Origin of the sequence: Blastococcus sp. URHD0036, assembly GCF_000701365.1 — a bacterium.
GTDB lineage: Bacteria > Actinomycetota > Actinomycetes > Mycobacteriales > Geodermatophilaceae > Trujillonella.
In genome coordinates, this window is sequence record NZ_JNIK01000013.1 from 318146 (window position 1) to 336991 (window position 18846).

Annotated in this window: 16 protein-coding genes; 6 read left to right on the forward strand and 10 right to left on the reverse strand. The window is 75.3% G+C overall.

Going from position 1 to position 18846, the window contains the following annotated elements:
- Positions 1-302: 302 nt before the first annotated feature.
- The 4 genes from N555_RS0111310 (at position 303) to N555_RS0111325 (ending at position 2730) form a co-directional block, all read left to right on the forward strand.
- On the forward strand, positions 303-704 hold the full coding sequence (locus tag N555_RS0111310; RefSeq protein WP_051684011.1) for a hypothetical protein: 402 nt from the start codon (positions 303-305) through the stop codon (positions 702-704).
- Between the two features lie 12 nt (positions 705-716).
- Complete coding sequence (locus N555_RS0111315; protein WP_197028972.1) at positions 717-1256, forward strand: hypothetical protein; 540 nt, start codon at positions 717-719, stop codon at positions 1254-1256.
- Between the two features lie 186 nt (positions 1257-1442).
- Positions 1443-1790, forward strand: a complete 348-nt coding sequence (locus N555_RS0111320; protein WP_029431600.1) for a hypothetical protein — start codon at positions 1443-1445, stop codon at positions 1788-1790.
- Positions 1791-1884: 94 nt separating this feature from the next.
- A complete protein-coding gene (locus N555_RS0111325) occupies positions 1885-2730 on the forward strand; it encodes a DUF6492 family protein (protein ID WP_051683960.1) in 846 nt (281 codons plus the stop codon).
- On the opposite strand, the gene N555_RS0111330 is transcribed toward N555_RS0111325, so the two are convergent.
- The 9 genes from N555_RS0111330 to N555_RS0111375 form a co-directional block, all read right to left on the reverse strand.
- Positions 2727-3461, reverse strand: a complete 735-nt coding sequence (locus N555_RS0111330; RefSeq protein ID WP_156036320.1) for a hypothetical protein — start codon at positions 3459-3461, stop codon at positions 2727-2729. The genes N555_RS0111325 and N555_RS0111330 overlap by 4 nt on opposite strands.
- Positions 3454-5427 carry a DUF6541 family protein gene (locus N555_RS0111335; protein WP_029431603.1) on the reverse strand — a complete coding sequence of 658 codons (1974 nt, stop codon included), beginning with the start codon at positions 5425-5427 and terminating at the stop codon, positions 3454-3456. The genes N555_RS0111330 and N555_RS0111335 overlap by 8 nt, the downstream gene beginning before the upstream one ends.
- A complete protein-coding gene (locus tag N555_RS26800) occupies positions 5418-6866 on the reverse strand; it encodes a glycoside hydrolase family 16 protein (protein ID WP_051683961.1) in 1449 nt (482 codons plus the stop codon). Before N555_RS26800 ends, N555_RS0111335 begins: the two co-directional genes overlap by 10 nt.
- On the reverse strand, positions 6863-8680 hold the full coding sequence (locus N555_RS26805) for a glycosyltransferase (protein ID WP_156036321.1): 1818 nt from the start codon (positions 8678-8680) through the stop codon (positions 6863-6865). The genes N555_RS26800 and N555_RS26805 overlap by 4 nt, the downstream gene beginning before the upstream one ends.
- A gap of 11 nt (positions 8681-8691) precedes the next feature.
- Positions 8692-9720 carry a glycosyltransferase family 2 protein gene (locus tag N555_RS0111355; RefSeq protein WP_231502702.1) on the reverse strand — a complete coding sequence of 343 codons (1029 nt, stop codon included), beginning with the start codon at positions 9718-9720 and terminating at the stop codon, positions 8692-8694.
- Positions 9717-11066, reverse strand: a complete 1350-nt coding sequence (locus N555_RS0111360) for a lipopolysaccharide biosynthesis protein (protein WP_029431606.1) — start codon at positions 11064-11066, stop codon at positions 9717-9719. Before N555_RS0111360 ends, N555_RS0111355 begins: the two co-directional genes overlap by 4 nt.
- Before the next feature lie 392 nt (positions 11067-11458).
- Entirely contained in the window at positions 11459-12382 is a 924-nt protein-coding gene (locus tag N555_RS0111365; protein ID WP_231502703.1) for a glycosyltransferase family 2 protein, read from the reverse strand.
- A gap of 103 nt (positions 12383-12485) precedes the next feature.
- On the reverse strand, positions 12486-15098 hold the full coding sequence (locus N555_RS26810; protein WP_051683963.1) for a putative bifunctional diguanylate cyclase/phosphodiesterase: 2613 nt from the start codon (positions 15096-15098) through the stop codon (positions 12486-12488).
- A 130-nt stretch (positions 15099-15228) separates the two neighbouring features.
- Complete coding sequence (locus N555_RS0111375; protein WP_029431609.1) at positions 15229-16770, reverse strand: acetolactate synthase large subunit; 1542 nt, start codon at positions 16768-16770, stop codon at positions 15229-15231.
- A 79-nt stretch (positions 16771-16849) separates the two neighbouring features.
- Here N555_RS0111375 and N555_RS0111380 point away from each other — a divergent pair, with 79 nt between their 5' ends.
- Entirely contained in the window at positions 16850-17248 is a 399-nt protein-coding gene (locus tag N555_RS0111380; protein ID WP_029431610.1) for a hypothetical protein, read from the forward strand.
- Between the two features lie 4 nt (positions 17249-17252).
- Here the strand turns inward: N555_RS0111380 and N555_RS0111385 are convergent, their stop codons facing one another.
- The gene (locus N555_RS0111385) at positions 17253-18188 is read right to left on the reverse strand and encodes a quinone oxidoreductase family protein (protein WP_029431611.1); all 936 of its coding nucleotides are present in this window, start codon (positions 18186-18188) and stop codon (positions 17253-17255) included.
- A gap of 98 nt (positions 18189-18286) precedes the next feature.
- Here N555_RS0111385 and N555_RS0111390 point away from each other — a divergent pair, with 98 nt between their 5' ends.
- Positions 18287-18799: a toxin-antitoxin system HicB family antitoxin gene (locus tag N555_RS0111390; RefSeq protein ID WP_029431612.1), complete on the forward strand. Its 513-nt coding sequence runs from the start codon at positions 18287-18289 to the stop codon at positions 18797-18799.
- The last annotated feature ends 47 nt before the right edge of the window (positions 18800-18846 follow it).

Consider the following 18846-nt stretch of genomic DNA (forward strand, 5'->3'; position numbering starts at 1 on the left):
ACCACCGGAACGGGTGACACCCGCCGGGGGGCAGGCGAAGGGGCGGGGTGAGGGGGTCGGGCGCGCTCGTGCTCTGCCCAGCCCCCGTGGGCAGAGCACGAGCGCCCGCACCCTGGCCTCGTCGACGAGGCCAGGGTGGGGCCCGCCGGGAGCCGCTGGAAGCCGCCTCGGTCTTCCTCGCAGCCAGGCCCGGTGGGACCCCGCCGCTGTCAGTGGGTGACCAGCTCGCCGCCCAGTCCTGGCCAGTTGCATGGACACTCGGGCATCCTGCGGTAGGTCACCCGACCCCGATGGGAGCGTGGATGTCCACCATCGATGCCCGCCTGGCCATGGCGTGCGCGGCCACGCTCCTCGCTCTCGGCCTAGCTGCCTGCGACGGTTCGACGGCGACCTCGAGCGCCGGCACCGTGCCCTCGGCGACGGCGACGAGCAGCTCCAGTACGAGCGGCACCGAGTCCGCGACCGACAGCCCCACGACCGCGGCCGGGACGAGGGTGTCGGCGAACACCGCCTCAGCGGACGAGATCGCCGCCGCCCTGGAGAGCGCCGGAGTGAGCAACGCGGAGCGGTGGGCCGAGGAGGTCGTCGAATACCGCCCCTACCCGACGGACGACCCTGACCTGACGAGGCTGCGGGACAACCTCGCCAAGTACAACCCCGGCCAGGAGACTGTCGACAAGATCGTCTCGGCGCTCATGCCATGACAGAGGTACTCGATGGCGCGCGGTGCTGACGCTGTCTCCGACGGCACGGTGCTCGTGCGGCGGGGACTCATCGCACTCACCTCGATCGGCATCCTCGCCACCGCCTTCGAACTGGCCACCGAACGACACTGGAACAGCTGGGAGCAACTGACGCCCTGGGCGGCACTGGCCGTCCTCGCCGTGGCGACAGTCCTGGTGATCCTCCCCGACGGACGAGGCGTGACCGCCGCCCGCGTCCTCGCGCTGCTCGTTCTGGCCGCCTCGATCTACGGCGTGATCACGCACATCCGCGCCAACTACGACGCCGGCGTCCTCGATCAGCGCTACGCCGAGAGCTGGGACAATCTCCCCGCGCTGCAGCGGTGGTGGTACGCCGCCACCAAGACGGTGGGCCCCGCGCCCACGCTCGCACCCGGCGTACTCGGTCAGACGGCCTTGTTGCTGGTCCTCGCCACCCTCACCGGCCGAGGGCATCGCAGCCCCCAGCGATCCCCACCGGAGACGAGCACAGAGTCAGGGGTGACGGGTCAGCATCCGCCCGGCCCGCTGTAGGTGGAGCGGAGGAGGTGCGAGGAGCGCCCCCGGAACCGCACTCACCGGGGAGCAGGACCATGCGACGACGCTCGGCGATCGGCACTCGCCGGCTCCGCCCTTGCGACAGGAGATGACGGCTCCGGCCACAGGAACGGTCACGGGGGGCGGTTCGAGCCCGTCGACCCGGCGTTCTACGACCAGGTCGTGGAGGTCCCGGCCTGCGGGACGACGGTGACGATCACCGCGGGGGACGTCCGCGACGTCGAGGAGCGCACCCGCACGCTCGCTACCGGCGGGACGCTCACGGAGTTCCGCGGCGGCGCCACCGTCGACCTCGTGTCACCAACCTCCTCTCCGGCGCCAGCACCCTGGCCCACTGGTGAGCCAGCGGACATCGCCGGTTTCGAGGCGGCCGGCTTGCCACTGCTGGGCTACTTCTCCGATCCCGAGCAGACCGTCGAACTCGAGCTCAGGGTCGACGCGGAGACCGGCGACCTCATCGAGACGGAGATCGACGCCGACATCGTGGACCTGTGCCCGTTGGTCGTCTGAGCCGACGGGGGACCCGGCGCCGCGTGGCGGAGATCGCCTTCCCGCCGCGACCGGGGCCGTCGCGTCGGCGGGCAGCAGACCGGAGGATGTCGGGATGCCGGCGGACCTCGGGGTGTTCATGTGCGTCCACGCCCGCGACGTCGACGGCCTGTTCCCGCTGGCCCTGCGGTCGCTGGACCGCCACTTCCCGGATGCGGGCAGCGTGCACGTCGTCACGAACGACCCGGACGCGGTGCAGCGGAGCCTGGACCGCGAGCCCGTCACGGTCCCCGTCCGGGTCAGCGCCGACGCCGACTGGCTCACCCCGGCGGAGGCGGCGCTGCCCGGGTGGTACCGCCAGCAGGTGCTCAAGCTGCGCGCCCACCGCCTGGTCGACGCGCCGTTCGCCGTCAACCTGGGTGCCGACACCCTGCTGCTGCGCGACGTGCCGCGGACCGACCTCGTCGACGGGGACGCGGCCGTGCTGCGGTGGACCCGGCACCGCCTGCCAGACGTGCACTGGCGCTACGAGCGGGCGCGCGTCCGGGCCGTCGGCGACATCCTCGGCACGCGGCCGGAGCAGGCGCTGCGGCACGTGGACTTCATCAACGACTTCTTCCCCTTCGACCGGCGCGTGCTGCAGTCCCTCGAGACGTTCATGACCGAGCGCTACGGCCCCGAGCCCTGGGCGACGCTGCTCGCCGGCCGCGGCACGACGCCGAAGGAGCAGAGGCTCTTCGGCGAGTGGACGCTCTACGCGACCTACGTGCTCGACGTCCTGCGACAGCGCCCGCCGGTCCGCGAGGCGTCGAACGGGTACCTCGCGCAGCTGCACTCGCCCCGCGCCGTCCGCGGCTTCGCCTGGGACTCCGCGGTGGTGCACCTCGTGCCGAAGGGCCTGGACGTCGAGCGCGTCCGCACCCGGCTGGACGCCCTCGACGCCGCCGGCGAACGCACCTAGTCCGGCTCGACGACGAGCGACCGGATCGCCTCCGGCGACGACGGACTGCGCAGGACGACACTGCTGCGCACCGTCACCTCCGGCAGAGGCACGGTCGTCACCTGGCCACCGGACACCGACAGGCCGCTGGTCAGCAGGACTGCGGGCGCACCCTCCGGCTCCAGCCACACGTCGAACGGCCCGGCCGGCCCCGGGGCCCGCAGCGCCACGACCTCTCCGCCGTCGGCCGCGGTGTCCAGCCACATCTGCGTGGGCGGGACGTCGACCGCCCGGGAGCCGGACACCGCGACGCCGACCGCGACGGCGACCACGAGCGCCGCCGCACCGGCGGCCAGCCAGAGACCGGGACGGGCCACCGGCACCGCCTCCGACCGCACGACCGGCCGCGTGGCGGCCACCGCCAGGGTGACGACCCCGAGGAGGCCGGCGACCGCGGCCCACCCCGCGCGGTCGATGCCGCCCGGGAAGCGGTCGAGCAGCACGCCCGCGCCGGCGAGGACGGCCAGCAGCACGCCGGTCGCGGTCGCCAGGAGCTCCCAGCCGCCGATCGTGCTGCGCCGCCAGAGGACCTGGCCGACCGCCGCGGCCGCGAGGAGCAGCGCTCCCGATCGCGCCGGAGCGACCGCGCCGGCGAGGACCGCGCCGGTCGCGACCGCGACCAGGACGGCCGCGACGACCACGTCGACCCGCTGGCGCGACGATCCCACCGTCTCCGTGGAGCGCTCAGTCACCGGACACCCCCGCGGCCCCGGCCGGGTCGCGCCAGCCCGAGACGTCGTAGACGACGACCCACCCGCTGTCGTAGATGCGCTCGACGCCCGGGACGTCGGCGAGCTTGCGCAGCGCCTCCAGCGTGACCGGGATGTCGTGCGGCTGGCCCCACTCGCCGTTCTCCCAGTACACGCCCACGCGGGGGCGGGTCTGCGAGCCCCGCAGGTCGACCACGACGTAGTCGAGGTCGTCGTCGCGCAGCGCCTCCTCGTCGTCGGCCCCGAAGCGGGGCGACAGCAGCAGGGACGACGGGTTGATCTCGTCCGCCAGCTGGGTCACCGGGTACTGCCCGCCGATGCTGCCCATCAGCAGCCGGTTCATCCGGTCGGCCAGCACCCGGCTCCCCGGCGGCAGCTCCTCCGCGGCCCAGCGGGCGGCGGCGAGGTTGACGGCGTCCACGCTGCGGGAGTCGGCCTGCACGAGGTAGGGGCCGGGCAGCCGGTTCCACCGCGGCCCGGACCCGAAGGACATGCCGCCCACGAAGAGGAGTGCCAGGACCGTGCCGACGGCGAGCGCGGAGTTCGCCGCCCGCTGCACGATCGCCTTCCGGTACCCGTGCACGAGCCACCAGGCCACCGTGAACGACAGGCCGATGTAGACGAAGCCCGAGGAGCGGTCGAACACCTCCGACGTCGCGGGCGTCAGGTGGCCGCCGGGGATCAACGGGTACATCAGCGCGAAGACCACCAGGAAGACCGCGAGCGGCTCCCGCCGGCGCAGCCACGTGCGGGCCGCCGGCAGCGAGAGGAGCAGCAGGAGGCAGGTCACCAGCAGCGAGGAGACGGCGGCCAGCCGCAGCCACACCGGCGGCGCGTCACCCTGCGCGTCCTGGAAGAGGCCGTGCCGCTCGCTCTGCCCCCCGGCCAGCGCCGAGACCTGCTCGACCGAGGACCGGGCGATCGTCGCGAGGTAGTCGGCGACCGGGTTCCCCGGCCGGAACAGCCACGCCAGGACGAGGACCGCCCCGATCACGGCGGCCAGGGCGACGACCGGCGCCTGCCGGGCCTGCCGCCGGTTGAGCAGCAGGTCGACGACGGCCCAGGCGGCGAGGAACCCCACGAGCAGCATCGACGTCAGGTGGTGGGTCAGCACGACGCCGGCCAGCACGACCACGGTCAGCACCGCGAGCCCGGCACCGGCCGTGCGACTCCCCGTGCCGGTGTCCCGCGCGGCCTGCCGGGCGGCGAGCCACCGCTGCACGAGGGCGAGGACCAGGATCGACAGCGGCAGTGCCAGCGTCTGGTACGAGAACTGCGAGTTGAAGTACAAATACTGCGGGTTGCACAGGTATACCACCGACGCGATGCCGGCGACCCGCGACGAGCCGCTGAGCCGGCCGAGCAGCGCGAACAGGGCCACGGTCTGCACCAGCCGGGCCAGCACCAGGACCACGACGGCACTGGGCCGGGCGCCGAGACCGGTGAGGTCCTGGACCGCGGAGGTGACGACCTCCAGGCCGGGGTAGAAGGCGGACACCGGCAGCGTCGGCGTGGCGCTGAACAGGTGCCCGGTCTCCCGGATGTGGTCCAGGGTCGCCGCGTGCGCGATCTCGTCGTGGTAGACGAACTGGTCGGGGTAGAGCACCGTGCGGCTCAGCTGGAGCGCCACCGCGATGCCGGTGACGAGCGCGAGCCGCTCGGAGCCGGGCACGTCGCGACGGCAGACGCGGACGCCGGCCGGGACGACGATGACCGCGAGCGATCCCCAGAACACCAGGTCCACCCGCGACGGGTCGACGCCGGCGCGGCCGAGCACCCCCGCGAACGAGTGCACCAGCAGCCCCGCGGCCATGAGCAGGAGCAGCGGGCCCGTCGTCGACGGCCGGCGGCGGGACGACGCGGGCGCCCCGCTCCCCCGCGTGGTCGCCCCGCCGCCGGGGTCCCGGACCCCGGCGGGAGCGACGTCGACCTCCCGGGTCAGCGCCATCCGCTCACCTGCACGCTGTCGACGAGCAGCCGGGCGGGAACCGGCGTCGTCCCGTCCGGCAGTCCGCCCCACGACCCGCCGACGGCCAGGTTGAGGATCAGGTAGTACGGCTTCCCCAGCGGCCACTGCTGGCCGCGACGCAGGTCCACCTGGGAGACGGTCTGGTAGGGCCGGCCGTCCACGGCGAAGGTCACGTAGCCGGGCGTGAGCTGGGCGCTGTAGGTGTGCATGGCCCCGGTGAGCGGCTCCGCCGCCGTCCATCCGGACCCGAGGCGCGACACGCGCCGGCCGGCGCTGTCGGGCATGTCGAGCGAGTCGCCCTGCCCGCGCACCGAGCTGTAGACCGTGGCGGGGTCGCCGCCGAGGTGCTCCATCACGTCGATCTCCCCCGCGAGCGGCCAGGGGTTGCGGTCCACGTCGGCGCCGATCATCCAGAAGGCGGGCCAGAGCCCCTGTCCCGGCGGGACCTGCATCTGCGCGGACACGGTGCCGTACGTGACGGAGAAGCGTCCCTCGGTCTCCAGCCGGGCCGACGTCCACGGCTGGACGTGCCGGAAGCCGGCCACGTCGGTCCACGTCTCCGGATAGGCCAGCGGCTCCGCCTGCAGGACGAGGTGGCCCTCACCGTCCAGCGCGACGTGCCGGGAGGAGCCGGAGTAGCCCTGCACCTCGCCGTCGCCGAACGGGCCGGGGCCGGTCACCGGACGCCACGGCCCGGGCGAGGGCGACCCGGCGGCCCCGTCGAACCGCTGGTCGAGGAGGGTCGAGGCAGGCTCGTCCCCCATCGTCGTGACGACCAGGCCGGTGACCGCCGGCTCCCCCTGGATCGCGTCGAACGTGAGGGTGAGCTCGGTCGAGCGCACCCGCACGATGCCGGTGACGTGCTGGGGCAGCGCCGGGCCGGGGACCAGCTCGACGCCGCTCTCGAGCGTCACCGGCGCCTCGACGCCGTCGTCGGCCAGGACGTCGAAGACGTCGCTGCCCGCGGGGGCATCCGGATCGGGCTGGACCACCAGCAGGTCGACGGCGTAGGTCCCGGGGTTCGGCACCGACACGGTCCACGACCGCGCACCGACCCTCGCCTGCTCGTACAGCTGCGGGCTGGCGGTCCCGCGCGCGACCCCGGGGACGGCGACGTCGCGCCCGCCCCGCAGCGACGTCGCCTCCGGCCACCGGACGTCGTGGTCGTCGACCACCGAGCTCCCGGCGGCGGCACGGAAGGTCCACGCGCCCGGGGACGGGGTCGACTGCGACTCCAGGTCCGGCAGCACCCGCGCCACGCCGAGCAGGACGGCTCCCACGGCGAGGAGCGCCACGACGACGATCGCGGTCCACGCCGCCCAGGAACGGGCCGCTGCTCCCCCGCGGCGGGCGCGCCGGTGCGCCGGCGACGGCCGGACCCGGACCTCCTCGCGGTCCGGCGACGACGTCGTGGTCACCCGACCTCCACGGCGCGGGGGTCACGGTCGCGGGACAGCGCGGCGAGCGAGGCCAGCCGCGCGGGATCGGTGGCCAGTCCCCGGTAGACGACCATCTCGAAACCGGCCCGCCCGGCGTGGATCCGCGCGGGGGCGCCGTACGCCGCGCTGCGCGCGGGGACGGACCGCAGGACGACGGCGTTCGCACCGATGACCGCGTCGTCGCCGACCTCCAGCTGGCCGGTGAGCACCGCCCCCGGGCCCACCCAGCAGCGGTCGCCGAGCACCGGCCGGCCGAAGTCGCCGCCGCGACCGGAGCGGCCGATCACGACGCCCGGGGAGAGGTTGCAGTTGGCGCCCAGCTCCACCTGGCCGACGATGATCCCGCCGAAGTGGCTGATGTGGAGGCCGGGGCCGATGGTGGCCTGGTCGGCGATGGAGATGCCGGTGGCCGTCTCGACCACCCGGTTGGCGATCCAGTGCGCCACCCGCGCGCCCGTGCGGACCGCCCGGCCGGCGGCGGACCGCGGGGTCCAGCGCCACAGCGCGTGGCCGACCCGGTGGACGACCGTGGCCTGCAGTCCCTGGCAGATCAGCAGGGCCTGCAGACCGCTGACCGTCCGGGAGCGGGAGTCCGGCCGCAGCACCCCGTCGAGCTCGAGCATGTACCGGTAGCGGTCGACGTCGGCCCGCACGAGGTCCACGGTCCGCCAGGTCGCGGGGGCCGGGGCCGCGGGGAGCTCCCCGGCCCGGGCGGCGGCGGCGTAGACCCCCTCCAGCGCGAGGGCGGCCTCCTCCCAGGTCGGGAGCAGCGGGCCGGACGATCGCCGTCCCGAGCCGGCGGCGCGCAGCAGCGCCGAGGCGACCTCCTCGGCGTCCGCACCGGGCGCCACGCCGGTCACCCAGCCGTCCTCCACGAGGTCGCCGATCCCGGCGACCTCGGTCCCGACCACGGGGACGCCGAGAGCCAGTGCCTCCATGACGGCGACCGGATGGGCCTCGTAGTCCGACAGGGCGGCCATGACCGAGGCCCGGCCCAGCGCCGAGGCCATCGCGGCACGGTCCCCGGGCGGGACCTCCGTCACGGTGACGTGGTCAGCGATCCCCAGCCGCGCGGCGAGGTCCCGGAGTTCCTGCTCGCACGGGCCGGCGCCGTAGACGTGCAGGTGCGCCCGGTCGTCGTGCCGGCGCAGGGCGGCAACGGCCTCGACGGCGCGGTGGTGGCCCTTGTACCGCTGCAGGCGCCCTACGGACACCACCCGGCCGGGGACCGGGGTCTCCTCGGTGGGCGCCGGCGGCAGCGCCCCGCCGTTGCGGACGATCGTGAACCGGTCGGCCGGCACCGCCGCACTGCGCTCGAACAGCCGTTCCTCGAACCGGCCCACGGGCAGCACGGCCGCGGCACGGCGCAGCAGCGGCCCGAGCACCCGCCACTGCAGGCCCCGGACCGCGGTCCGCGACCGTGCGTCGTGCCCGCCGGTGTGTGGACTGACGACCAGCGGCGTCCGCCGGAGCAGCGCCGTGGCCATCGCCAGCGGCGCCACCGCGGTGTGGACGCCCTGGAGGTGCACGACGTCCCAGCGCCGGTCGGCCACGACGCGCACCAGCCCCGGGGCGACGTGCCAGTCACGTCCGCGCGGCCACGCCCGGCGACGGAGGACACGGACGCCGCCGTCCCCCATCTCCTCCCGGGGGAGGGCTCCGGTGCGGTCGGTCGTGAGCACCGTGACGTCGACCCGCCCGCGCTCGGCGAGGCGGCGGGTGACCTCGGCGACGTGGGTCTCGGTGCCACCGAGGTCCGGACGGAAGCGCGGGGTGACCTGCAGGACGCGCAACCGGTCGCCCGTCACCGCGGGGGGACGGGCGGCACGACCGCCGCCTCGGCGGGCACGACCTCCCGTGCGGTCCCGGCGCCCGGGCTCGCCTGGACCTGCGCGACGAAGTTGGCCACGCGGTGCGGATCCACGTGCGGCGACGGCCGGTCCGCCTCGCCGGCCTGCTCGGTGGCTTCGGCGTCGACGTCCCCGACCGCCGCGGCCTCGTGGATCTCCGCCGGGATCGGCTGGTCGACGGCGAGCGCCCGCTGGACACGCCGCTCGAACGCGATCGTGCGGAGCACCCGCAGGCCGTCGCTCACCGCGTTGAGGTTGCTGGCCCCGTGCAGGCGCAGGGTCTCGTAGGACGGCACCTCGGCGATGCGCAGCCCGGCCGTGTGCACCCGGACGTTGATGAGGGTCTCGATCTCGAAGCCGTCGCCCCACCGGCGGTCCTCGCTGGAGTCCGCCGGCGTCCCGGGGTCCAGGCGCATGACCTCGCGGACGCGGGTCCAGAAGGCGTTGTAGCCGTAGCAGAGGTCGGTGTAGCGGGTCCCGTGCCAGGCGTTGGTGAGCGCGTTCAGACCGAAGTTCCCGAGCCGGCGGAGGCGGGTGATGTCGCTGGACCCGCCGCCGGGCCGGAACCGGCTGCCCTTCGCGTAGTCGGCCCCGGCGACGAGCGCGTCGACGAAGAACGGGATCTCGCCGGGGTCCATGGAGCCGTCGGCGTCGATCATGATGGTGATCGCGCCGGTGGCGGCGGCGAATCCGCAGGCCATGGCATTGCCCTTGCCGCGGCGGTTCTGGGTGATCACGCGGACGTCGGGCCAGAGGGCGCGCGCGACGGCGACGGTGTCGTCGACCGACCGGCCGTCGACCAGGATGATCTCGGCGACGCCCCGCGGCATGCGGGCCGCGAGCCAGGGCAGGTTGCGCGCCTCGTTCATGGCGGGGACCACCACGGTGACGGTCGGCCCGGCCGGGTCGAGCTCGCGGCGGGCGGCCGGCGCGAGGACGCGCAGCGGCGCGATCCGATCGCCGCCGATGGAGGTGTCGCTCACGGGTTCTCCTCGGAGTGGGACGACGGGAACGGGACATCGGCCGGGACCAGGGCGGGACGGCGACGGCCGGCGCGCAGGACGAGCAGGATGGCGACGGCGCCGAGGGTGTTGGCGGCCAGTGCCGCCGCAGCCCCGGCGGTGACGCCGTACGTGGGCATGAGCAGCCAGGCCGCGCCGAGTCCGAGCACCGCGACGGTCCCCGTCAGCGTGCCGGCCGCGGCCAGCTGGCCCCGGACGCGGAGGACGGCGCAGCCGAGGGCGATGGTCGCCTCGGCCGGCGCGGCGAGGACGAGCAGCAGCAGGGCGGTGGAGGCGTGCTCCCGGTACTCGGGGCCGAAGACGCCCAGGATCGGGCCGCGCAGCGCGATGAGCACGACCATGCCCGCGACGAAGCCCAGCGCGAGCAGGCGCAGCGTGGGCCGCGACCGGGAGCCGTACCCCTGGGGGTCGTGGGCGCCCTCGGCGAACAGTGCCGACCCGGTCGCGGAGGCGACGAGGACGAAGAACGTGCCGATGCGCCACGCCGCGTACAGGTAGGCGGAGTCCTCCAGCGACAGCCGCGCCGCCGCGATCACCGGCATGATCAGCGTGGGCGCGACGACGGCGAGGTTGATGAGGTGGTGGCCGGCCAGGGAGCGCAGCACCACGCGCATCTCGCCCACGGTCCCCCGCAGGACGACGCGATGGCCCTTCAGGCGCCGCAGCAGGACGAGCGACACCGCCGTGGCGAGCAGGCAGGTCGCCGTCCACGACAGGAGCAGCCCACCCAGACCGTCGGTGACCGTGGTCAGGGCGACCAGCAGCCCGAGCTTGCCGACGGCGAACACGGCGTTGGTGGCGAGCATGACGCCGCTGCGCCGTTCGGCCACCCAGGCGAAGTCGCAGAGCGTGGAGACGGTGGTCGCGACGACGGCGACGACGAACAGCGCCACCAGCTCCGGCGCGCCGAGGAATCCCGAGCCGGTGCCGGACTCCGGGACGAACGCGATGACGGCGAGCGCGCCGACCAGGGACGCGCCACCACCGAGCAGCATGGTGGCGGTGAGCGTGGCGCTCCACATCTCCCGCGTGCCGCGGTGCGGGAGACGCTGCACCAGCAGGGACTGGCCGCCCAGGATCGCCACGGTCGACACCAGGGCCATCAGGGAGATCACGGCCGAGGCCGCGCCGACTGCCGGCGCCGGGTAGAGACGGGCCGCCGCCACCCAGTACGCGTAGCCCAGGACCGAGGTGAGCAGCGAGGCCGAGGCGATCATCGCGCTGTTGCGGGCCAGGGAGTCACCGGCGAGCGCCCGTGCCCGGCTCAGGGGGCGCGAGGACGACGCCGTCGCGCGCGTGATCGTCATGTGCCCCCGGTCCGCATGTGGCCGTGCATGGTGGTGCGACGGCCGCGACGCTGCGACGTGGTCACAAGATGGCGGTCGATGCCGCGCCCGGGCAAGGGGTGTGACCCATCACCCTGCGTACATGACGGAGAGGCACCTCGGCACTACTCCGAGCGGTGAACTCGGACCCTGAAGTGACTCTCAGTAAGCCTGTGGGCGACGTGCGTAGCGGAAGCGGCCACACGGACAGAGGGCGCAGTCGGTGCCGCGGCGCAGGTGCTCGTGCGCCCGGCGCTCGTGACCGCACCGCCCGCACCGGTCCTCTCCGCGCGACGGGTCGAGGACGTGCGGCGCGGGCTCGCCGGTCGCCCCCAGGCGGGCCAGCAGCGCGCGCAGCCGACCGAGGAGCGGCCTCACCGCGGCTGCCGGGCGGTGACGTACCCCCAGGCCGTGAGCACGAGGCCGGCGACCAGGGCCGCCGCCGTGGCGGGCTGCCCGCCGCGCAGGGCGACGCCCGCGGCGCGCGGCAGCGTCCGGGTGACGTAGGAGCGCTCGGCGGACAGGCCCTGCTCGGTACCGACGAGCCCCCCGATGACCCGCTTGGACAACCCCTCGGCCCGGCAGCGACGGGCGAAGTACCGCCAGGTGGACCGGGCGGCCGGGACCCAGTGGTGCGCCACGGCCGCCGGCTCCATGACGACGTCGGTGCCCGGGAAGGCCCGGCGGGCACGGATGAAGAGCTCGGTCTCCTCGCCGCCGGTCGGCACCGCCCCGAGCCGCCCCACGCGCGGATCGAACCCGCCCACCGCCTCCAGCACCTCGCGCCGGATGCTCATGTTGGCGCCGATCGGGTTGCGCACGGAGCCCCGTGCAGTCGCCTGCCCGCGGTAGGAGCACCCGACGACCCAGTCGAACTCGGGCGGCCACCACCGCGGCCGCCCGGCGACCCAGACGGGGAGCACCGCGCCGCCGCCGCCCAGGACCGCGCCGTCGTAGGAGCGCGCGGTGGCCGTCGACCAGTCGGGCTCCAGCGCGGCGTCGTCGTCCAGGAAGGCCACGACGGCGCCGGAGCACTCCGCGGCACCGGCATCGCGGGCGCCCGACAGCCCCTGCGCCCGGTCGTTCGCGACGACGCGGTGGGCCGGGAACCGCACGGTGGCCCGCCGGAGGAGTTCGTCCTCGTGGTCGATGACCACGACGACCTGCCCGACCGGGTCCTCCTGCCGCTCCACGCTCTCCACCGCGCGGACCAGGTCGTCCCACCGCGCCTGGGTGTAGGCGCAGATGACGACGCTGATGTCCCCGGGCGCCACCGGCGCGAACGCACCGGCGCTCACGAGTGCCGGCTCCGGAGGACTCTCATGGCCCGGGCGATGCTACCGGCCGTTCCCGGTCGTTCCCGCGACTCGCCGCCGCCGCGGTGCGCCACCCGGCGGCCGGTCAGGCGCCGGTACGGGCGGTCGACGCGAGCAGCAGCAGCGAGGCGTCCGCGGGCTCCAGCGGCCGGGCGAACAGGTAGCCCTGGGCCAGGTCGCAGCGGCCGTCGACGAGCAGCCGGCGCTGGACCTCGGTCTCCACGCCCTCGGCGACGATCTCCAGCCCCAGCGTCCGGCCGAGGTCGATCATCCCGCGCACGATCGGCGGCAGGACGCCGTCCTCACCGATCGTGGCGACGAACGACCGGTCGATCTTCAGCACGTCCACGGTGAACTGCCGCAGGTGCGCCAGCGACGAGTAGCCGGTGCCGAAGTCGTCGAGCGCGAGCCGCAGGCCCAGGGCGCGCAGCGCCGCGAGGCACTCGCTGGCCCGGTCCGGGTCCGCGACGAGCGCGGTCTCGGTCACCTCGAGCACCAGGGCCGACGCCGGCAGGCCGCTGAGGGCCAGCGCCTCGGTGATGTGCTCGACCAGGTGCGGCGAGGTCAGCTGCACCGCCGACACGTTCACCGCCATCGTCACGTCGCGTCCGTGCTCGGCACGCCAGTCGGCCGCGGCGGCGCAGGCCTCGCGCAGCACCCACGCGCCGATGTCCTCGATCAGGCCCGAGGCCTCGGCGACCGGCACGAACCGGTCCGGCGACACGGCCCCCAGCGCCCGCGAGTCCCACCGCAGCAGCGCCTCGAAGCCGGTCACCGCACCGTCGGCAAGATCGACCACCGGCTGGTAGACCAGCCGGAACTCGTCCGCCGCCAGCGCGCCCTGCAGCTCCTGCTCGAGCTCGCGGGCGGCGACCGCGGAGTCGCGCATCGCCGAGTCGAAGACCACCGACCGGCCACGGCCGGCCACCTTCGCGGCGTACATCGCGATGTCGGCGTCCCCGAGGAGGGTGTCGCTGGTGGCGTCGGCGTCGCCCACGGCGATCCCGACGCTGCCCGACACCGTGACGCTCTGCCCGTCCAGCACGACGGGCGCGGCCAGGGCGGCGAGCACCCGCTCCGCCGTCGCGACGGCCTCGTCCGGCCCGGAGCCGGACTGCTCGACCAGGACGGCGAACTCGTCACCGCCGAGGCGGGCCACCGTGTCGTCGGCGCGGACCACGGAGCGCAGCCGGGCGGCCACCTGCCGCAGCAGCGAGTCGCCGGCCGGGTGGCCGAGGGTGTCGTTGACGCCCTTGAAGCCGTCGAGGTCGATGAAGACGACCGCGGGCTGGCCCTGGCCGCGGGCACCGCGGCGCAGCGCCTGGTCCACCCGGTCGGCGAACAGCGCGCGGTTGGCGAGGCCGGTCAGGTCGTCGTGGAAGGCCTGGTGCGCCAGGGCCTCCTCCGCCCGCTTGCGGTCGGTGATGTCGGTGACGTGCACGACGATGCCCCCGACGTCGGGGTTGTCGGTCAGGTCGGCGAGCCGGACGCCGATCCAGAACGACACGCCACCGCGGACGCACGTCAGCTCCGCGTCGACGACCTCGCCGGCGGCCTGCAGCGCGCGGCGGAACATCACGTGCGCCTCGTCGGCGGACAGCCCCAGCGCCCGGACCAGGTCGCCGGCCTCCAGGTCCTGCGTGCCGTCGAGCTGGAAGAGCGCCGGCAGCCCCGCCGGGTCGCTGAGCAGCCGGCCGTCCCGGCTGAGCACGACGACGGCGTCGGAACTGTGGGCGGCCAGAGCCGCGCTGTACCGCTGCTGCGAGACCAGCCCCGCCCGGGCCGCGGCCTCGCCGCGCACGAGAAGCGCGGCGCGGGCGAACACCAGGGCGGTGAGCGCCACGGTCGTGACCAGCAGCAGACCGGGGGTGTCCTCGGCGCCGCTGACGTCGTTGACCGCCTCCATGCCCGCCGGCACGACCAGGGACCCGAGCGGGAGCGCCAGCCGGCCGAGGCCTCGGGGGACGGCGGCGCGGGTCGCGTCCACCTCCGCCATCGGGGACACGGGCGACAGCGACAGGAGCGCCATGAGGACGGCGCCGAGCATCCACCCGGTGTCCAGGGGGAGGCTCATCACCGAGGCGTCGGCGCCCAGCAGGTACCCGAGGTCGCCCAGCAGCCAGAGCCCGGCGCCGACGGTGAAGCACACGGCGTACCAGCGGCCGAGGGCGCCCTGCGTGAGCAACCGGACCCCCACGAGGACCAGCAGCGCGTCCAGGGCCGGGTACAGGGACCAGACCAGTCGCGTGCCGGCCGGCAGGTCGGCTCCCGAGGAACTGGACGCCAGCGACAGCGCCCAGGCGAGGGTCAGGCCCGCGCCCAGCACAGCCGCGCTGTCGATCCAGTTCGCGAGCCGCTCGTCCCGGCTGCAGGTGCGACTGCCGGCCAGCCGCCACACCCCCAGGGCGAGGGCGGCGTAGGAGCAGAGGTAGAGGACATCGGAGGGTGCGACCTCGAGGCCGGACCCCATCTCCCGCTGGACCCACCAGCTGACGTCGGCCAGGAAGTAGGCGAACAACCCCAGGGCCAGGAAGGTGACCGCACGGCGGGTGGGCGCCGGCCGCCGGCGGCCGGCGCACCAGGCGAACGCGGACGCGGCCAGCTCCACGGCGTGGGCGATCCACGACCCCGCGACACTCCCGTACAGGCCGACGTACACGCACAGCAGCGCGACGGCGGCCAGAGCGGCAGCGGCCACCCACGCACGTCCGAATCGCCCCACTGGATGCCTCCGTATGCCGATGTCCCGTCCCGGGATGCATCGGTGCGCGGCAGGAGGTGCTCCATCCGGCGAAACACGGACTCACCCCGGGGGGTGAGACCGGCGGTCAGCGCAGGACGGCGTCCACCAGGTGCGGTCCCGGCTCGGCCAGGGCACTCCGCAGCTGGTCGGCCAGCTCCTCCGCCGTCGTCGCGCGGGTCGCCGGCACCCCCATCCCGGTGGCCAGGGCGACGAAGTCCAGGCCCGGCCCGCCGAGGTCCAGCAGCTTGCCGGCCCGCTCCCCGCCGCCCGCGGCGCCCACCCGGGAGAGCTCGCCCTGCAGGATCGCGTACGAGCCGTTGTCGCAGATCAGCACCGTGACGTCGAGCTGCTCGCGGGCCATCGTCCACAGCGCGGAGATCGTGTACATGGCGCTGCCGTCGGCCTGGATGGCCAGCACCGGCCGGTCCGGCGCCGCCACGGCCGCGCCGACCGCCATGGGCAGCCCGTCGCCGATCGCGCCACCGGTGAGCGACAGCCAGTCGTGCCGCGGCGCGCCGGAGGTGAGCTCGGCCAGGCCGACACCGGAGGTGAGCGCCTCGTCGACCACGATCGCCCGCTCCGGCAGCAGCGCCCCGACCACGGCGGCCATCGACCGGGGGGTGAGTTCCCCGGTCGGGAGCTCCGGCCGGGCGGCCTCGAGCAGCTGGGGCTGCACCTCCTTCGCGACCAGGTCCGCCAGCTCCCGCAGCGCCGCCGTGCCGTCCTCCCCCGGCTCGGAGAGCACGTGCACCCGGCAGCCCTCGGGCACCGGGGTGCCGGGGGTGTCGGGATAACCGAAGAAGTGCACCGGGGGGCGGGCACCGGCCACCACCAGGTGCGCCGTGCCGGCCAGGGAGGCGATCGCCATCTCCGGCGGGTACGGCAGCCGCGGCAGGTCCGGCAGCCCCGCGCCGCGCACGGTCCGCGCCGGGAACGTCTCGCTCATCAGCCGCGCGCCGGTGCCCGCGGCGACCTGGGCGGCCGCCCGGAGTCCGGCCTCGGACGCCACGACGTCCCCACCGACGAACAGCACCACCGGCGCCCCCGAGCGCAGGGCCGCCGCGACCTGGGTGAGCCGGTAGCCGGTGGGCACCGGCGCGTACCAGGGGGACGGCGGATCGGCCGGTTCCGCGCCCTCGGACCAGGAGACGTCGGCGGGGAGCACCAGCGTGGCGATCTGGCCGCGCGCGGCGGCGGCGACCGCGTCGACGGCGTCGGCGGCGACGTCGGCCGGCGACAGCGACCGGCGCACCCAGCCGGAGACGGTGCCGGCGAGCGCGTCGATGTCGGACTCCAGCGGCGCATCCAGCCGCTTGTGCGACCGCGCGTGGTCGCCGACGACGTTGACCAGCGGAGCCCCGCCGCGGCGGGCGTTGTGCAGGTTCGCCAGCCCGTTGCCCAGCCCCGGCCCCAGGTGCAGCAGCGTGGCCGCGGGCCGGCCGGCCATCCGCGCGTAGCCGTCGGCCGCGCCGGTCGCCACGCCCTCGAACAGCGTCAGCACGCCGCGCATCTCGGGGACGTCGTCCAGTGCGGCGACGAAGTGCATCTCGGAGGTGCCGGGGTTGGCGAAGCAGACGTCGACCCCCGAGGCCACCAGCGTCCGGACGAGTGCCTGTGCTCCGTTCACGTCAGCGACCCTCGCACGCGTCGGCGACCCTCGCTGGGCCAGACTGACGGCGCCCGCAGCCGTCGTCGAACGAGGAGCCATGAGCACCCCGCAGCCCGCCACTCCCGCCGTCCGCCCGCACCCCGCGTTCAGCGCGCTGGTCGGCCTGACCACTCTCGGGGTGCTGCTCCAGGGGCTGTGGGCCGGGCTGTTCCTCGGCGGCACCGACGACCCGGGCACGTGGGTGGACGTGCACCAGTACGGCGCCGAGGCCACCCTGGTGCTCGCGCTGCTGGCGCTCGTCGCCGCACTCGTGTGGATGCGGCACCACCGGCCGGTGGTGATCGCCACGGCCCTGCTGTTCGTCCTCCTCGTGGTGGAGTTCGGCCTGGGCACGGCCGCCGAGGACAGCCGCGGCACGGTGGTCGTGCACGTGCCGCTGGCCATGCTGATCATGGGCCTGGCCGTCTACCTGCCGGTGGTCGCCCGCCGCGGCTGACCGCTCAGAAGGTCAGCACCAGCCGCCCGCGGGTGCCCCCGGCCTCGAGCCGGCGGTGCGCCTCGGCGGCCTGCTCGGCGGGGAACGTCTGCGCCACGCGCAGCGTCAGGACGCCGTCCTCCGCCTGCTGCCGCAGCCGATCCAGGGCATCCCGGTTCTGCGCGTACTCGCGGACGAACACCGGCGAGAAGGTCAGCCGGTCGCCGTCGCCGGCCCAGCCGCGGACCGTGGCGAACCCGCCGCCGTCGCGCACGGCGGGGGTGAGCTGCTCGTGCAGCAGGGCCGTGTCGACCGCGCCGTCCACCCCGTCGGGGAACGCCTCCCGGATCCGGCCGGCCACGCCCTCGCCCCGGCGGACGACGACGTCGGCGCCGAAGCTGCGGACCAGCTCCTCGTCGGCCTCCGCCGCGTCGGCGACCACGGTGAGCCCCTCGGCCTTCGCCAGCTGCACCACGTAGCCGCCCAGGGCGCCGGCGGCACCGGACACGGCGAGCACCTGCCCCGGCCGCAGGGCCAGCCGGTCGAGGGCCAGCCGGGCGGTGAGCCCGTTCATCGGCAGCGTGGAGGCGGCGAGGGCGTCCGTGCCGGCCGGCACCCGGACCACCGAGGCGGCCGGCACGACGAGGTCCTCGCGGTAGGCGCCGTGCGAGCCCGTCGGCACGACGACGGCCATGACCAGGTCCCCGACGGCCAGGTCGCCGTCGACGTCCGGGCCGATCTCGGCGACGGTGCCGGCGGCGTCCATGCCGGGGACCTTCGGCGGGTCGGCACGGTCCTCGCCCCGTGCGTACAGCCCCGCGCGCAGACCGGTGTCGGTCGGGTTGACCGTCGCGGCCGCCACCCGGATCCGCACCTGTCCCGCCCCCAGCGGCTCCGCCGGGACGTCGACGACGTGCAGGGCCTCGGGCCCGCCGAACTCGGTCACTCCCACTGCGCGCATGTCGGAAGCCAACCCCCGGCGACCTCCCCCGTCTTCCTGACACCACCGTGGCGTCACTCCTGCTTGACGTGACACCACTGTGGTGTCACAGTGGCGTCATGGACCTCAGCCCCTTCGTCGACCAGCTCCGCCGCGACCTCCTGGCCGCCGCCGACGCCGGCGGGGACGAGGCACGTGCACTGGCGGAGCGGCTCACCGCCCCGCTGGAGTCCTCGGTCCGCCTGGCGCTGCTCAGCGCGCTCTCCCAGGCGGCCGAGGAGATCACCGCCGAGCTCGCCCCCGGGACGGTCGACGTCCGGCTCCGCGGCAGCGACCTCGGCTTCGCCGTCACCGCTCCCCCGACCGAGCCGGCCCCTGCCGCCGACGCACCGTCCCCCGAGCCCCCCTCCGTCCCGGACCCCGACGAGGGCGGCACCCTCCGCATCACCCTGCGGCTGCCCGAGCAGCTCAAGAGCCGGGTCGACGAGGCAGCGGCCCGCCTCGGCGTCTCGGTCAACACCTGGCTCGTCCGGGCCGTCGCCACCGCGATGGAGCCCGGTCCCGCCCCGTCGTCCGATTCCCGTCGCAGCCGGTGGTCCGGCGGCACCCAGTACAGCGGCTGGGCCCGCTAGCCCGCACCCGCACCCCGCACCTCTCCCCCGGCCGACCGGTCCGGGGG

Coding starts and splice junctions, on each gene's coding strand:
- N555_RS0111310 (WP_051684011.1), top strand. CDS start 303: ATGTCCACCATCGATGCCCGCCTGGCCATGGCGTGCGCGGCCACGCTC.
- N555_RS0111315 (WP_197028972.1), top strand. CDS start 717: ATGGCGCGCGGTGCTGACGCTGTCTCCGACGGCACGGTGCTCGTGCGG.
- N555_RS0111325 (WP_051683960.1), top strand. CDS start 1,885: ATGCCGGCGGACCTCGGGGTGTTCATGTGCGTCCACGCCCGCGACGTC.
- N555_RS0111335 (WP_029431603.1), bottom strand. CDS start 5,427: ATGGCGCTGACCCGGGAGGTCGACGTCGCTCCCGCCGGGGTCCGGGAC.
- N555_RS0111360 (WP_029431606.1), bottom strand. CDS start 11,066: ATGACGATCACGCGCGCGACGGCGTCGTCCTCGCGCCCCCTGAGCCGG.
- N555_RS0111380 (WP_029431610.1), top strand. CDS start 16,850: ATGAGCACCCCGCAGCCCGCCACTCCCGCCGTCCGCCCGCACCCCGCG.
- N555_RS0111385 (WP_029431611.1), bottom strand. CDS start 18,188: ATGCGCGCAGTGGGAGTGACCGAGTTCGGCGGGCCCGAGGCCCTGCAC.
- N555_RS0111390 (WP_029431612.1), top strand. CDS start 18,287: ATGGACCTCAGCCCCTTCGTCGACCAGCTCCGCCGCGACCTCCTGGCC.